The organism is Streptococcus oralis, assembly GCF_964238205.1.
In the GTDB taxonomy this organism is placed as follows: Bacteria; Bacillota; Bacilli; order Lactobacillales; family Streptococcaceae; genus Streptococcus; species Streptococcus oralis_CZ.
Window position 1 is genome coordinate 1 of the sequence record NZ_CAXSLF010000006.1, and the last position, 16,727, is coordinate 16,727.

Below are 16,727 nucleotides of genomic sequence, written 5' to 3' on the forward strand. Positions count from 1 at the left end.
ACCTTGCTTGCTGTTGGGTTAGCTTTCTTAACTTCGTCAGCTACCTTAGCTTTTTCTGCATCTGTAAGAGCTGATGGGTTTACAACTGGGGTGATTGCTGGATCTTTAGTTGCTACTTTTGGTGCACTTTCATCTGATGTCTTACCATCTTTGCTTGCTTTAGCAGTAACTGGACCTGCTGGGATTTCAACTGTTGGAGTGATGCTCGCTTTGCCATCTTCTCCTGTTACACCTTCGCCAATCTTATTGCCACCCTTGTCGAACAGCTCTACTTTAGTACCTGGGTCTGCAGTTACTTCAACTGGAGTCTTAGTACCTGCTTTACCTATAAGGTCTGCTGTAATTTTTGGTTGAGTTAGTGCACTTGAATCCTTAACAGTCACCTTAACTGGAACTTCATCCTTAGAACCATCTGGGTAAGTCACTACAACTGTTGCGTCTTTGGCGCCTTCTGTTGTTGTGTCTACTGGTGTCTTGAACTCGAAGGTTGTTCCTTCTGGTAGTTCACCAACGTTGCCGATTGAATCTTTAGCGTTTGGTTTGTCACCTGGTTTAACTGTTTGATCTTTCGCTACTGGTGTGTTCTTATCTGCATCTGTGCTTGGAGTTTTAACAGTAACTTTAACTGGAACTTCATCTTTAGATCCGTCTGGATATGTTACAACTACGATAGCGTCTTTGTCACCTTCTGTTGTAGTGTCTACTGGTGTCTTGTACTCGAATTTAGTTCCTGATGGAAGATCACCTACGTTGCCGATTGAATCTTTCGCGTTTGGTTTATCACCTGGTTTAACACTTTGATCTTTCGCAACTGGAGTATTCTTATCTGCATCTGTACGTGGATCTTTCACAGTCACCTTAACTGGAACTTCATCCTTAGAACCATCTGGGTATGTTACAACTACGATAGCGTCTTTGTCACCTTCTGTTGTTGTATCTACTGGTGTCTTGTACTCGAATTTAGTTCCTGATGGAAGATCACCTACATTACCGATTGAATCTTTCGCGTTTGGTGTTGAACCTGGTTTAACACTTTGATCTTTCGCAACTGGGGTGTTCTTATCTGCATCTGTGCGTGGTTCTTTCACAGTCACCTTAACTGGAACTTCATCTTTAGAACCATCTGGGTATGTTACAACTACGATAGCGTCTTTGTCGCCTTCTGTTGTAGTGTCTACTGGTGTCTTGTACTCGAATTTAGTTCCTGATGGAAGATCACCTACGTTGCCGATTGAATCTTTCGCGTTTGGTTTATCACCTGGTTTAACACTTTGATCTTTCGCAACTGGAGTATTCTTATCTGCATCTGTACGTGGATCTTTCACAGTCACCTTAACTGGAACTTCATCCTTAGAACCATCTGGGTATGTTACAACTACGATAGCGTCTTTGTCGCCTTCTGTTGTTGTGTCTATTGGTGTCTTGAACTCGAAGGTTGTTCCTTCTGGTAGTTCACCAACGTTGCCGATTGAATCTTTAGCGTTTGGTTTGTCACCTGGTTTAACTGTTTGATCTTTCGCTACTGGTGTGTTCTTATCTGCATCTGTGCTTGGAGTTTTAACAGTAACCTTAACTGGAACTTCATCCTTAGAACCATCTGGGTAAGTCACTACAACTGTTGCGTCTTTGTCGCCTTCTGTTGTTGTGTCTACTGGTGTCTTGAACTCGAAGGTTGTTCCTTCTGGAAGGTCTCCAACGTTGCCGATTGAATCTTTAGCGTTTGGTTTGTCACCTGGTTTAACTGTTTGATCTTTCGCTACTGGTGTGTACTTGTCTGCATCTGTGCTTGGAGTTTTAACAGTAACTTTAACTGGAACTTCATCTTTAGATCCGTCTGGGTATGTTACAACTACTGTCGCATCTTTTTCACCTTCAGTTGCTGTATCGACTGGTGTCTTGAACTCGAAGGTTGTTCCTTCTGGTAGTTCACCAACGTTGCCGATTGAATCTTTAGCGTTTGGTTTGTCACCTGGTTTAACTGTTTGATCTTTCGCTACTGGTGTGTTCTTATCTGCATCTGTGCGTGGATCTTTCACAGTCACCTTAACTGGAACTTCATCCTTAGAACCATCTGGGTAAGTAACTACTACTATCGCGTCTTTGTCGCCTTCTGTTGTTGTGTCTACTGGTGTCTTGAACGCGAATGTTGTCCCTTCTGGAAGGTCTCCAACGTTGCCAATTGAATCTTTAGCGTTTGGTTTGTCACCCGGTTTAACAGTTTGATCTTTCGCTACTGGAGTGTTCTTATCTGCATCCGTGCGTGGATCTTTTACAGTCACCTTAACTGGAACTTCATCTTTAGTTCCATCTGGGTATGTTACAACTACTGTTGCGTCTTTTTCACCTGGTGTTGCTGTATCGACTGGTGTCTTATAAGCAAAGGTAGTACCATTTGGAAGTTCACCAGCATTGTCGATTGAGCCTTTAGCATCTGGTGTTTCACCCTTGTTAACGTCTTGAGCCTTAGCTTTTGGATCGTTCTTATCTGCATCGCTACGTGGATCTTTTACAGTAACCTTAACTGGAACTTCATAAGTTAACGAATCTGGGTAAGTAACTACTACTATCGCGTCTTTTTCACCTGGTGTTGCTGTATCGACTGGTGTCTTGAACTCGAAGGTTGTTCCCTTAGGTAGTTTGTCAAAGTTTCCGATTGAAGCTTCTGCTTTTGGTTTCTCGCCAACTTTAACAGTTTGATCTTTAGCTGTTGGAGTGTTGTTTTCTGCAGATGTCTTATCTGGATCTTCTACAGTCACCTTAACTGGAACTTCATCTTTAGATCCGTCTGGGTATGTTACAACTATGATAGCGTCTTTTTCACCTGGTGTTTCTGTATCTACTGGTGTCTTATAAGCAAAGGAAGTACCATATGGAAGTTCACCAGCATTTTCGATTGAGCCTTTAGCGTCTGGTGTTGAACCCTTGTAAATGTCTTGAGCTTTAGCTTTTGGATCGTTCTTATCTGCATCGCTACGTGGATCTTTTACAGTTACTTTAACTGGAACTTCATCAGTTGACTTATCGGGATAAGTAACTACTACTATCGCGTCTTTTTCACCTTTGGTTGCTGTATCTACTGGTGTCTTATAAGCAAAGGTAGTACCACTTGGAAGTTCACCAGTATTGCCGATTGAGTTTTTAGCGTCTGGTGTTGAACCTGGAGCAACTGTTTGTGCCTTAGCAGTTGGTGTGTATTTGTCTGCTTCCTTAGCCACTGGTGTAACTAAGTATGCAGCCGCAATCTTATCTGTAGATTTATCAGGATATGTAACGACAAGGTTTCCTTTTTCATCGACACTATATGTAGTACCTGGAGGGAAACTTGCATTTGCTTTTTTAGTTGCGTCGATAATCTTATTTTTCTCATCTTCGCTAACATTGTTAGGATCAGCAACTTCTACTTTTTCACCTGCAACAGCATCAAGCTTCTTAGTAAGTTCCAAAACAGTAACTTTGAGATCTCTTGTAACAACTACGTTTTTCTTGCTCTTAACTGCAAATTTTACAACAGTATCACCCGCTGGTTGTTCCCAATCAACAGTACCTTGGTAAGCAGCATTACGCTGTCTAAAGGTACTTGTCCCAGCTGTCGTCAAGAAAGCACCTACTGGAAGTACACCTTTCACAGCTGTTGGGTTTTGAGGAACCCAGAATGATTCAATAGCTGTAGCGGCAGCTACAACACCAACATTAACTGCCTCACCTGGATAAACAGTGATGTGTGATTTGTTAACGAGAAGTTGAGTGTTATCGCTACCTCTTGAAATTCCTCCATCTGCTGAAGGTTTTTCTGCACGAGTAGCTGTAATCGGAGTGCTCTTAGCAGACTCACTTCCACCTGCTGGTGTGGCTGTCGCTGTAATTTGTCCTTCTGGAAGACTATTTATTGGAGAGATAGTAGCAATACCTTGATCATTTGCTACTGCTTCGCCAATAACCACTCCATCGTTATTATAGAGTTTCACTGTAGAACCAGGTTCTGCTTTAACAGTCACATCAGTTGGCGTACTTGCTTTACCTGATAGGTCTGAAGTGATTTCTGGCGCTTGGCCTGCTGGCTTATTAGTGTCCGCAGGTTTATTTGATGGAGTAACGAGATATGAAGCGTCAATCTTATCTGTTGATTTATCAGGATAAGTAATGACAAGATTTCCTCTTTGATCAACATTATATAAAGTACCTGGAGGGAAACTTGCATTTGCTTTTTTAGTTGCTGCGATAATTTTATTTTTCTCGTCTTCAGAAACATTGTTAAGATCAGCAACTTCTACTTTTTCACCTGGAACAGCATCAAGTTTCTTAGTAAGTTCCAAAACGGTAACTTTCAGATCTCTCGTTACAACTACATTATTCTTACTTCTAACTGCGAAGGTCACAACAGTATCACCTGCTGGTTGGTCCCAAGCAACAGTACCTCCGTATCCGTTATTACGTCTTGTATAGGTCTCTGTTCCAGCTGTCGTCAAGTAAACACCTGTAGGTTTCAAACCCTTGACAGCTGTTGGATTATTAGGAACCCAAAAGGTTTCCATCTCTTTAGATACTGCTGTAACACCAATCTTAACAGTTTCACCTGGATAAACAGTGATGTGTGATTTGGTAACGAGTAGTTGGGTATTATGACTATCGTTCCCTCTTGAAACACCACCTTCTACAGTTGTCAATGTTGGTCGTGTCACTGTTACAGGTGCACTCTTAGGAGACTCACTTTCGCCTGCTGGTGTAGCTGTAGCAGTGATTTCACCTACAGGAAGGCTATTTGTTGGCGTAACAGTAGCTACACCTTGAGCATTTGCTACTGCTTGACCGATAACAGCACCATCACTATTGTAGAGTTTAACAGTTGAACCTGCTGGTGCTTGGACAGTTACATCCGTTGCAGAACTTCCTTTTCCATCAAGGTTTGAAGTGATGACTGGAGCCGCTACTGCCGCACGTGCTCTACGTGGTTTAGCTACTTGAGAGCCATCTTTAATAGTTTGAGCTGCTGACAAGCGTGCACTTGAACCATCTGCAAAAGTAACAACTACTGATCCGTCTGCTTGGACTTGAACATCAGTCGCTGCAGAGTTAGCTGCCTTAACAGCTGCTACTACTTTTGCTTTTTCTTCATCAGTAAGTGCTGATGGATTGTAGACCACTGTCACCTCTGGAGCTTGGATGCTATCTGCTTCCTTAGCTTTTTCAGTCGCAACTACTGGTTCTTCTTTAGAATTTTGAGTAGTTTCAACTTTTTCTTCAGCCACTGCTGCTGGAGCTACCTCTACAGCTGGTGCTGCATAAGTTGTTTTCTCTTCAGCTGCAGCTGGCTTAACCCCCTCTGCTGTAGAGCTAGCTTCTGGCTTAGCGTCTACTGCATCTGCTTTGACTGATGGAGCTACCAATGCTGCCCCAATCGCAAAGACAAGCGAACAACCAAACAAGAAATGTTTCCCTTTTTTGATCATACGCCAATTCTTTTGTTCTGCATTTTTGCGATTAAAATACATGAATCTTTTCTCCTAATTTTAAAATTACTGCATGTCTTTAACATACAATCTCAATTATAAAACATAGATTTGTTTTAGTCAATTTTTTAAACTATTATATTTGAAAATTTTTTTCGATACAAAAAAATTCTAAAACAATGATTTTTTACTAAAATACAATATAATAAATGTAGGCAAATTCTTTGTTTTTTTGATTTACTTGTGATATAATAACTAACATCTTAAAAAATATGATTTTTGTTCGTTATAATCAATTTTATTACAGGAGGAACGATTTATGAGAGCCCTATTGACTCAAAAAGAACAAAGGCAATTAAGAATTTTAGAATATTTATTTGAAAATCCAGACTGGATCCACCTAGATTCCCTAGCAGAAGACCTAGATATCAACACCCGTATCATTAAAAGCGATATCAAGGAGATGCGCGAAGTCCTCTCTTGCTTCGAAATCCAATCTTCAACAGCTGGTATCAGACTGGCCAACCCTAAAAACTTGGGTATTGAACGAATTTACCGCCACATTTTACAAGATTCTTCTAACTTCCAAGTTTTGAGAGCATTCTTTTTATTAGAAGAACCATTTACCTATGAACACTTAGCTCAAAACCTTGATGTCTCACTACCTGCACTTCGCAAAAAAGTAGCTGAGATTAATCATACCTTACAAAATAAATACCGCTTCAAACTCAAAGTCACTCCAATCTCTATCATCGGAGACGAAAAGGACATCCGCTTCTTCTTTGCCCAATATTTCCATGAAGCCTATGGTTACTTCAAATGGCCATTTACTGATTCTAAGAAAGACATTGAAGAATTTGTTGCTTTCTTTCTTAAAATGACAGGATTTCCTGCCAACTATGCTAACTTGTTGCAGCTAGAAACACAAATAGCTGTTAATTTGCACCGATTTAAGATTGGTGCCACCATCCAAACAACGAGTGATTCTACAAATGATCTTCCTTTATATGATCAACTGTCGGAGTTCCAAGATCAACTCGAACCATTGGCTAAGCGTCTGAATATCGAGGTTAACCGTCATACCTTAGAACAAATCTTTGATTCTTATACTCAAAAAGGAATCTTCTTTACTGTTGAAGAATTTCTAGCTGCCCGTTCAGAAGACAAACAGGTTGATCACTCTTACCACGCTGCTCGAGATGTCCTCGATAACTTGACTCGTGAATTTGGGATTCACTTCACAAATACTGACGAGCTAGTTTGGCACTTGCACAATACCGCTCTTCTTGAACGTCAAGAGATCAACTCAGAATCCATCATTTCTCATAATAAATCCTATACGCTTCATAAAATCAAGAAATTCTTCCCTGAATTTTATGAAGCAGCTGTTTTCGAAATGATGCGTTATAAGTCTAGCTTGGGACAAAAAGAACAGGCACATGCTGTTGTCCATCTGGTATACACTCTCTTGACCCACGCTTCAGATTTGATGGAACAACTGTTAGAATCTCAGAATAAGGTTCGTGTCCTTGTGTTGAGTGAGTTTGACTTTGCTCATCCTCACGCTCTCATCTCTCTCTATAAATACTACACTTCTAAAAATATCCAGTTTGAAACTTGGGACAAGGCTACATTGAATGTTGATGAGATTATGGAGGCTGGATATGATGCCATTCTGACTAACTTTGATGTCGAAGGCTTAGAGCATCCAAAACTAATCAATATCGGACGTATGGCCCAGCTTCAAGTTATTAGCGAGCTTAATACCATTTCGATTGGTGACCTTTAACAAACCTTTTGAAAAATAGAGTCACTTTTAGAGAACAATTCCTATAATCTATAAAAGAGAAGGGATTGGAACTCCAACTATCGGAGTTCCAATCCCTTCTCTTTTTGCTATTTTGATTTTTTAAAAAAGGAATTCAGTGCTTTAAACCGAAAAGACTCTTTCTGCTACTTGTATAGCTTCTATTTCTCTATCCTTTCTTCTGCATCTGCCACTACTTGGGCAAGACTGGTTTGGCTCAGCTCCTGCTCCATGGCTAGCTGAATATTTTGTAATTTCTCGTCTAAAATCCCATGGATATTTGCGCCAACTGGACAGGCTGGATTTGGATTGTCGTGAAAACTAAAGAGTTGACCAGTCTTTCCTAGACATTCAACTGCTTGGTAAACATCTAAAAGACTGATATCCTCTAGGTCTTTGATAATCTCTGCTCCTCCAGTTCCACGCGCAACTGAGATCAACTCTGCCTTTTTCAGTTGAGATAAGGTCTTACGGATAATGACAGGATTGACTCCAACGCTACTAGCAAGAAAATCACTAGTCACCTTACTTTCTTTCCCTTTTAAGGCTATGATAATCAACATGTGAGTTGCAATGGTAAATCGACTTGAAATTTGCATCCTCTTCTCCTTTTTTCGTCAAGTTCCTTCTTTTCTTAAGTATATTATATCTCTTCTAGTTGTAATGTCAAGAGTTACCACTAAGCCAGTCGTCCAACTCCGCGTCATGTCCTTGACTCTGAGCGATTTCGTGCAACAAATCCTGATTGTGGGTATGGTGAATCCCATTAACTAAGCTTTCATAATAAACTTGGTAGTAGGGTAATTGTAAGTCTTTGGCTAGCTGTAATTCTGCCTCAATATCATAATCGACACGACGAAAATCAGCATCTTTTAAACCTTTTTCGTCAAATTCTAAGATCATGTATTGGGCCCGCAAGTCTTTGCGTAAATTCTCAGATAAAAAGAAGGGTTGTCCAATCGAACCTGGATTCAGGATAAGCTGGCCACCACTACCATAACGAAGAAACTGCTGATGGATATGACCATAAATGGCAATATCGCAATCTGGATTGGTGACAAGACGATCAAAATCCTCTTGCTTACCAAGGTGAATCAATTCTCGCCCCCAGTTTTTATCAGGCAAGTGATGACTAATCCCTAGCTTCAGATCTCCAAACTGACGGTGCACTTGCAAAGGATAGTCTTGCAGTGCCTCAATCTCCTTGATGCTGATTTCTTCCATAATATACTGACACTGGCGCAAGAGGTAGCGATGGCTCGGTCTGCTTTCATCTAACTTGCGATGACAGGCTCGCCAAAGACTATCTTCCCAATTGCCCAGAACTCTAAGAGTAATGGGTAAAGTGTCCAATCTCTGGAGAATATTTTTTCGTCCTGTTCCAGGCATGAGGATATCTCCTAAGAGCCAATACTCATCAACCCCCGCCTTCTGGGCATCTGCCAGAACAGCCTCTAAGGCTGTTGTATTGCCATGTATATCTGATAATACTGCGATTTTTGTCATATCTTTTCCTCTTAGCTTTTCTATTTTTATTATAACAAACTCCAAGTCAAAGTCAAAAAGCACCTATCTTCCTATCGTTTTTTACTTTACTTTTTTAGTGAAAAGGATTACAATGAAGATAATAAGAACGAGGAGGTTTTTGCTATGACACAACGTTATGAAAATATCATGGTAGCAGTTGACGGTTCTAAGGAAGCTGACTTGGCTTTCATCAAAGGAGTTCATTCAGCACTGCGTAACCAAGCAAAACTAACTATTGCTCATGTCATTGACACACGTGCTCTTCAAAGCATCTCAACATTTGATGCCGAAGTTTACGAAGAATTGCAAGTAGAGGCCAACGATTTGATGGCAGAATACGAAAAGCGTGCAAGAGATGCTGGTCTCACAGACATAAAAGTTGTTATTGAGATGGGTAACCCTAAAACTCTCTTAGCTAAAACAATTCCAGACAAAGAAAAGGTTGATTTGATTTTGGTTGGAGCAACAGGGCTCAATGCTTTCGAGCGCCTGCTAGTTGGTTCTTCATCAGAATATATCCTACGCCATACCAGCGTTGACCTTCTCGTCGTTAGAGATAAGGACAAAACTTTGTAATAAAAAAGAAATGAGGTTGGGATTTTTCTCCTAACCTCATTTTTTTCATAAATTGTTGATGCAGTAGTTGGAGCCAGGAAATCAAAACAGCATTCAAGGCTTCCTTTTCTATCGCCTATTTCTTATCAGCTCTTTCCTTGTGACGTTCATAGGCCTTTATCTGACGCTCAATCTCCTTTTTAATGGCTGGTTCTGGAGCATATCTCTCCTCCCAGTCATCTGGTTTTAGGATCTTGTGGGTCACTGGATCAAAATGAGCTTTTCCATCTGGAAACATTTTACCCATATTGGCTTGATGGACAATATCAAAAATCCGTTCTGGATCCACTCCCATCAAAACAAAGCTACCATAGGTGAAATACAAGGTATCAATTAAGGCATCTACTTGCCCTACCAAATCTTGCTTAGCAGGTGTTTTCTTAGCAACTTTCTCTGCTGCTTTATCCAGCGCTTGGTGTAACTGTCCAACTGCCCGTTCGAAGTCTTCTTCAGAAGAGCTAGCAGCTCGAACAAACTCGACCAGTTCTTCTATCTTAAATCCCGCTCTATGGGTGGCACCTTCTAAATCCCAAGCTTGTGGCTCTTCTTGAGTTCGTTCATCCATCATGTGGTGGAAGGTTTTGACCTTATTGAAATGATAGTCACGGCTGACAAAGACTTTCTCTGAAGCCAAAACACCAAAGTGTTCCAAGGCCTTGTGAATCCCATCTTGCTGGTTGCTGGTTGTGATATGCTTCGCCACTTCCTTGACACTGCTACTACCATTGCCCATAGCGACTGACATCCCAACACCCGCCAGCATCTCTAAGTCATTGTCCGAGTCACCAAAGGCCATGACTTGATTGAGATCAAAACCATACTCTTTTCCGACTCGACGAATGCCTTCTAACTTGGAATTTCCTTGGTTGATGACATCGGCTGCAAAAGGATTACTACGAGTTAATTTCAAGTCTTTAAAATCAGCTGCTGCTTTCTCAGATTCTTCTGGCGTCATTAGCATCAAAACTTGATAAATAGGCTGATTCATCAAGTGAAGCAAGTCTTCTTCCTTCTGAGGAACAATCTTACTCACCATTCGATTAAAGGAATGACTAACTGTACGAGTCAACATAGAGGGGACAAAACGACTCACCCTTTGAGAAAAAGAACCTAGGCCAAAAGACATGATTTTCGAACCCAGCATGGCATCCTTGGTCCCTAGAGCAATCTCCTTGCCCTCTTTTTTGGCATAGGTGATCAACTGCCGTAAATGAGACTTGGAAAGAGGACTTGTAAACAAGACTCTGTTTTTATTAAAGATATATTGGCCGTTATAGGTTACGGCAAAATCCAAATCTAAATCTTCCATTAAATCCTTAACAAAAAAAGGTCCTCGCCCTGTCGCTACTCCAACAAGCACCCCCTGGTCCTTCACAATCTTAATCGCGTCCTTAGTGGATTTCAAAACACTCTTGCGATCGTTGACTAGTGTTCCATCGATATCAAAAAAAACAGCTTTGACTTCCATCCTACCTCATTCTCCCCTTTTGTGATACAATGATTATACCACATTTCAGAAAGAGTGAGTAAATCATGCCTAAGAAAATCCTTGTTTTACATACGGGTGGTACTATTTCCATGCAAGCCGATGACTCTGGCGCTGTTGTAACTAGCCAAGAAAACCCTATGAATCATGTATCCAATCCACTTGGAGGAGTTGAAGTCCACGCGCTCGACTTTTTTAATCTGCCAAGTCCCCATATTAAACCCAAGCATATGCTGGCCCTCTATCAAAAAATCAAAGAGGAGGCTAATCATTATGACGGTTTCGTGATTACACATGGGACAGATACCTTGGAGGAAACTGCCTATTTCCTCGATACCATGGAGGTTCCTCACAAACCGATCGTACTAACAGGGGCCATGCGTAGTTCCAACGAACTCGGAAGCGATGGTGTCTACAATTATCTCAGTGCCCTACGCGTAGTGAGTGACGATAAGGCTGCTGATAAGGGGGTCTTGGTCGTGATGAATGATGAAATCCACGCTGCTAAGTATGTGACCAAGACGCACACGACAAACGTTAGTACCTTTCAAACGCCGACCCACGGCCCTCTTGGGCTCATCATGAAACACGAGATTCTCTACTTCAAAACAGCTGAACCCCGTGTTCGTTTTGACCTTGATAGGATCCAGGGCTTGGTCCCTATTATCCCTGTCTATGCTGGTATGACAGAAGAACTCCTTGATTTGCTTCCTGTTGACCAGCTAGATGGTCTTATTATCCAGGCCTTTGGTGCTGGAAATGTTCCCAAGGAAACATCACAAAAATTGAACGCCCTTATCCAAGAAGGACTCCCAATCGCCTTGGTTTCTCGTTGTTTTAACGGGATTGCTGAACCTGTTTATGCCTATGAAGGCGGTGGCGTTTGTCTACAAAAGGCTGGTGTCTTCTTTGTCAAAGAGCTCAATGCTCAAAAGGCTCGTCTCAAACTCCTCATTGCTATTAATGCTGGCCTTACAGGGGATGAATTACGAGCCTATATGGAAGGATAATACTCTTCGAAAATCAAATTCAAACCTCGTCAACGTCGCCTTGCCGTAGGTATGGTTACTGACTTCGTCAGTTTCATCTACAACCTCAAAGCAGTGCTTTGAGCAACCTGCAGCTAGTTTCCTAGTTTGCTCTTTGATTTTCATTGAGTATAAAAAAGTCGGTGAGATAGAAATTACTAGATCAAGTCTTGTTTTCTAGTCACCCCCGCAAGCCTTCTACCATCAACTTGATGCTTGAACCATTGACCAAAAAGTTTTTACTACTAAAAAGCGAGAGTGGGACAGAAATCGGTAATTCGTTAGAATTCGATTTCGTCGTCCCACCTCCGCACAGTTGAGTAGGGCTGTAAAAGCTGATGAAATCAGCGTAGTAGAGCCCACTCAACCACTGCGTCTTGCTCGACAATCCAAAGACAATTGAGAGGCTAGGACTTTCGTCCCAGCCTCTTCTTGTTAATCTTTACGAGTTGAATGACGTTCTACCAAACCATGTGGCAAAAGAACTTCACGCTCTTCTAACTCTTCCTTATGCATAATCTTCGTCAACATACGCATACTAATAGCACCAAGGTCATACAAAGGTTGCGCAATGGTGGTTAGGTTTGGACGAGTATAGCGCGCGATTTGTGAATCATCACTGGTGATAATTTCAAAGTCTTCCGGTACAGAAACTCCCTTGTCAGCAAGTCCGTTCAAAACACCTGCCGCTAATTCATCACCTGTTACAATCGCTGCTGTTGCTTTAGAAGAAATCAAGCGTTCTGCCAAGGCATAACCATCATCATAACGGTATTTTGATTCAAAAACAAGACCTTCACTGTAGTTAATTCCCGCTTCTTTCAAAGCATCTTTGTAACCAGCTAAGCGAATCTTGCCATTAATATCATCCACTAATGGTCCACTAACGAAGGCAATTTTTTTGTTTCGTTTCAAAAGATGGCGGACTGCATCAACAGTAGCATGTTTATAGTCAATATTGACACTTGGAAGTTGGTGTTCTACGTCCACTGTCCCCGCGAGAACCACAGGAGTACGTGAGCGTGAAAACTCTGAGCGAATCTTCTCAGTTAAGTGATAACCCATGAAGATAACGCCATCCACCTGTTTAGAAAAAAGAGTATTGACTACAGATACTTCCTTCTCATCATCTTCGTCACTATTGGCAAGGACGATGTTGTATTTGTACATTTCCGCGATATCATCAATCCCTTTAGCAAGGGTAGAGAAATAAGTATTTGTGATATCTGGAATGACGACTCCAACTGTTGTCGTTTTCTTGCTTGCTAGACCACGGGCTACTGCATTTGGACGATAATCAAGACGGTCGATGACCTCTAAAACCTTCTTGCGAGTGTTTTCCTTGACGTTCTTATTGCCATTAACAACACGACTAACAGTCGCCATTGACACTCCTGCTTCTCGGGCAACGTCATAAATTGTTACTGTATCATCTGTATTCATTCCGTTTCCTTTCTACTTTGAAAATTTTGTTTTCATGATTCCACTATTTTCATTCTACCACTTATTGTAAGCATTTTCAAGCATTTGATGAAGAAACTTTGAAAAAAGTTTCAAAAACATTCACAACTTTTTAAAAGCAGTTGACTTTTCTTGATTTTTCTAGCAGTTTGCAGTATGATAATAAAAAAATCAATTAGGAGATAGGGATGGCTTTTACAGATTCTCATAGACGATGCGCTAGTTTCGGTGTAGTGACCAATTTACCCGACGATGTTATCGATTCAATCTGGTATATAATCGATCATTTTTTAAAGCATGTTTTTGATCTAGAAGATGAATTGGAATTTCGGTTTTTGAATAATGAAGGCTCCATCACTTTTCGTTTTTCTAGTCAACATCTTCCAACAACGATTGACTTCGACTTCAACCATCCCTTTGACCCACTCTATCCACCTAAAGTTCTGGTGCTAGATATGGATGGGAAGGAAACCATTCTCCTACCAGAAGAAAATGACCTATTTTAAAAACTCTAGCTTCCCCTATCTACTTAGGAAACTAGAGTTTTCTTTTTGCTAATAAATAGAACGACTGACTACTATACCACTTGGTTTGGTATATTCTAAATCAAGATAATCCTGATAAGTTCCTGGAACGATAAATCCTTGGGGACTGAGAATGTCTGTTCCAGCTTTACCCACGATAGAATCAGCCAGTAAAACACAATTTGTACTGAGAACAAAATAGGTCTTAAACTTAGACGAACTAAACTTATAAAGAGCGGCATCAGCCTCGTGTTTCAGCTGATAAGAGTAGGTATGCTTGATTTCTCCTTCTCTTCTTTTCATGAGTTGAGAACTTGGTTCCCAAGGAATTAAGAGTTCTTCAATTTCTCTCAGTTGTTCCTCGATTGCTTCTTTCTGTTGTTCAGACAAGCTTAAGCCATAGACAAAGAGAGTTTTCTGGCTTTCTCTCTTACAGAGTTCGATATACTTTTCTCGATTAGCCTTAAATAGAACCCCATCCCCAATCATCCCAAATAAACGCTCCGAGTGCGGATCATAAGAACCATAGGAAATAACCTGACCTTGATAGCAGATATCCACATGCCCCATGGCTAAAAAGAAAGAGGATTCTGAAGTATGGATAAAAATTTCCATATCAACTGTCTGGTCATTTTTTCTCTCTGAATGTACTTTCCCTTCTTCGGACTCATGATTAGAAAACCATTTATTCAATCGACGTAGGGTATTGATAGGAATTAGAGCTGTTACAAAAATGGGCAGGGTCATTCGTATCTTCCGCTTAAGCCTAGGATTACGGATTCCTTTTTCAAAAAAGAAACCATCTCTGAGACTACTTGCCCCTAACATCAGTAAGTAAAAACCAAGTAAGAGCAATTCAAAATTTGTTGCGTCATGAAAAGGGGAGATACTATAGAGACCAAATCCCATCATCCACAAAGCATCAAATAAGTAATTGAGCCTCGGATGGATATGATTATTTCGGTAAGTCAACCAGGTAATCAGGCTAATCAAACCTGTAAACAATTGATAACTTCCAATAGCAATGACTAAGACATAGAGGGCTATCCCTTGCAGGATGACTGAATCAAATAGAATGACAGCAAGTCCTAACTTGGCTACGGTTACAAAAATATTTTCTCTACAGGACTTTTCCTGAAACCATCGTGTCAATAAATGCCAAACAGTCGACAAGGAAAAGTAGGCCATCAAGAGTTGATAACCAAGCCTCGGTACAATCTGTCCAAAACAAATCAAGAGAAGACCGAGGATAATAGCTAGCATTCCTTCCCCTAGACTTTTCCATTTACTATAAGTTTCGAAAAACTTAGGCATTTTCTTTCTCCAATTGACGATACAAGTGGCGAATCGGTTGTTTCAGTGTTGGATGGATGAAATGAGGTGCAATTTCCTGCAGAGACTCTAAGACAAAGAGGCGCTCAGCGATATAAGGATGGGGCAAGATAAGGTTGTCTGTATAGATGATCTGGTCCTCTACAAAAAGCAAATCCAGGTCAATCAATCGAGGTCCCCAATGAACCTCTCTGACCCGTCCCATTTCTGATTCAATCTCTAACAAGGTTTCTAACAAGATTGGAGCTGGCAACCAGGTTTCCACTTCAATGACTTGATTGGCAAAGCTATCCTGCTCCACACCACCCCAAGGCTCGGTCGTTAAGACACTAGACTCTTTGAGAATATGGATACCACGAGCTTTCATTTGGTCAATAGCTTGCTTGAGATTAGCCGCCTTATCCCCCATATTGCTTCCTAAAGCGATAAAGGCACACTGTTTGCGACGGTGGATGGTTACTGAACAAGTATCCAGCGGTAGATGGATAGGTGCCCAAGGTTTTTTTAGTTCCAGCTCAATCTCTTGAACGAGAGGGTAGGTCTCAAAAGTACGCTCTACTAGTTTGTAGGCTACTGTTTCAATCAAGTCTTCAGTATTTTCCTGAAACCATGTCGTCCATTGCTGGCAAAGTTCTCCGTAATGGACAGAAGCAGTTAAATCCAAGTCTGTCGCAGCCTTGGTCATATCATAGGATAGGGTGGCTGAAACGACAAACTTCTGCCCCAGTTCCTTCTCACTAGGAAAAAGTCCATGAAAGGCGAAAATTTCTAGGTCTTTAATTCGCAGTTGATCCATAACTAGTCCTTTCTAGAAAAATCCGCCCAAAGCGGATTCTTTTTATACTCAATGAAAATCAAAGTGCAAACTAGGAAGCTAGCCGCAGGCTGTACTTGAGTACGGCAAGGTGAAGCTGACGTGGTTTGAATTTGATTTTCGAAGAGTATTATAGTCCCATTAAACGATAAGCCTGATCACGAAGATCCTTATCTGTCTCAAATAGACCACGAGCTACTATTGTCAAGGTTGCAGTTCCTGGTTTTCGAACACCGCGCATACTCATACACATATGTTCTGCTTCAATGACAACGAAGGCTCCCTTGGCTCCCAAATACTCCATCAAGGCATCAGCCACTTCGATATTCAAACGCTCTTGAATCTGTGGCTTTTTAGAGTAGACTTCCACCGTACGAGCTAACTTTGATAAGCCTGCTACACGCCCATCAGGAATGTAGGCAATATGAGCTCGACCATAAAATGGTAAAAAGTGGTGTTCACACATGGTGTGGAAAAAGATATCCTTTTCCACTACCATATTGTCATCAATAATCTCAAAGGATTTTGACAGGTGCTCTTCAGCAGTTTGCCCAAGACCTGAAAAAATCTCTTGGTACATACGAGCGACACGGGCTGGTGTTTCCTGCAAGCCTTCGCGATTTGCATCCTCACCAACTGCCTCGATAATCATTTTTACAGCTTCTTCAATCTTTTGTGTATCCATT

12 protein-coding genes are annotated in these 16,727 nt (G+C 41.1%); 4 read left to right on the forward strand and 8 right to left on the reverse strand.

The features are described from left to right. The coding region (locus ACESOD_RS08035; protein WP_373094886.1) for a Rib/alpha-like domain-containing protein at positions 1-5,489 on the reverse strand (5,489 nt) is incomplete at its 3' end. 277 nt (positions 5,490-5,766) lie between these two features. Between ACESOD_RS08035 and ACESOD_RS08040 the strand changes: the two genes are divergently transcribed. Further along, complete coding sequence (locus ACESOD_RS08040; protein ID WP_373094888.1) at positions 5,767-7,236, forward strand: M protein trans-acting positive regulator PRD domain-containing protein; 1,470 nt, start codon at positions 5,767-5,769, stop codon at positions 7,234-7,236. 179 nt (positions 7,237-7,415) lie between these two features. Here ACESOD_RS08040 and ACESOD_RS08045 read toward each other — a convergent pair whose 3' ends face one another. Continuing rightward, positions 7,416-7,853, reverse strand: a complete 438-nt coding sequence (locus tag ACESOD_RS08045; RefSeq protein WP_373094891.1) for an Rrf2 family transcriptional regulator — start codon at positions 7,851-7,853, stop codon at positions 7,416-7,418. A gap of 67 nt (positions 7,854-7,920) precedes the next feature. Beyond that, complete coding sequence (locus tag ACESOD_RS08050; protein ID WP_373094893.1) at positions 7,921-8,760, reverse strand: metallophosphoesterase family protein; 840 nt, start codon at positions 8,758-8,760, stop codon at positions 7,921-7,923. A gap of 144 nt (positions 8,761-8,904) precedes the next feature. Between ACESOD_RS08050 and ACESOD_RS08055 the strand changes: the two genes are divergently transcribed. Then, complete coding sequence (locus ACESOD_RS08055; protein WP_049504821.1) at positions 8,905-9,357, forward strand: universal stress protein; 453 nt, start codon at positions 8,905-8,907, stop codon at positions 9,355-9,357. A gap of 115 nt (positions 9,358-9,472) precedes the next feature. Here ACESOD_RS08055 and ACESOD_RS08060 read toward each other — a convergent pair whose 3' ends face one another. Next, positions 9,473-10,864: a Cof-type HAD-IIB family hydrolase gene (locus tag ACESOD_RS08060; RefSeq protein WP_373094895.1), complete on the reverse strand. Its 1,392-nt coding sequence runs from the start codon at positions 10,862-10,864 to the stop codon at positions 9,473-9,475. Positions 10,865-10,929: 65 nt separating this feature from the next. On the opposite strand from ACESOD_RS08060, the gene ACESOD_RS08065 reads away from it, so the two are divergent. After that, a complete protein-coding gene (locus tag ACESOD_RS08065) occupies positions 10,930-11,892 on the forward strand; it encodes an asparaginase (protein WP_373094898.1) in 963 nt (320 codons plus the stop codon). Positions 11,893-12,345: 453 nt separating this feature from the next. Here the strand turns inward: ACESOD_RS08065 and ccpA are convergent, their stop codons facing one another. Then, the gene (gene ccpA / locus ACESOD_RS08070) at positions 12,346-13,353 is read right to left on the reverse strand and encodes a catabolite control protein A (protein ID WP_301559553.1); all 1,008 of its coding nucleotides are present in this window, start codon (positions 13,351-13,353) and stop codon (positions 12,346-12,348) included. A 206-nt stretch (positions 13,354-13,559) separates the two neighbouring features. Between ccpA and ACESOD_RS08075 the strand changes: the two genes are divergently transcribed. Next, positions 13,560-13,877: a DUF960 domain-containing protein gene (locus ACESOD_RS08075; protein ID WP_373094901.1), complete on the forward strand. Its 318-nt coding sequence runs from the start codon at positions 13,560-13,562 to the stop codon at positions 13,875-13,877. Positions 13,878-13,925: 48 nt separating this feature from the next. Here the strand turns inward: ACESOD_RS08075 and ACESOD_RS08080 are convergent, their stop codons facing one another. The 3 genes from ACESOD_RS08080 to folE all read right to left on the reverse strand — a co-directional run bounded on the left by ACESOD_RS08080 (position 13,926) and on the right by folE (position 16,726). After that, positions 13,926-15,209: a DUF308 domain-containing protein gene (locus tag ACESOD_RS08080; RefSeq protein WP_373094904.1), complete on the reverse strand. Its 1,284-nt coding sequence runs from the start codon at positions 15,207-15,209 to the stop codon at positions 13,926-13,928. After that, positions 15,202-16,023, reverse strand: coding sequence for a 2-amino-4-hydroxy-6-hydroxymethyldihydropteridine diphosphokinase (gene folK / locus ACESOD_RS08085; protein ID WP_070458671.1), 822 nt, complete (start codon positions 16,021-16,023; stop codon positions 15,202-15,204). Before folK ends, ACESOD_RS08080 begins: the two co-directional genes overlap by 8 nt. Before the next feature lie 148 nt (positions 16,024-16,171). Then, on the reverse strand, positions 16,172-16,726 hold the full coding sequence (gene folE / locus ACESOD_RS08090; RefSeq protein ID WP_373094908.1) for a GTP cyclohydrolase I FolE: 555 nt from the start codon (positions 16,724-16,726) through the stop codon (positions 16,172-16,174). Position 16,727 lies beyond the last annotated feature (1 nt).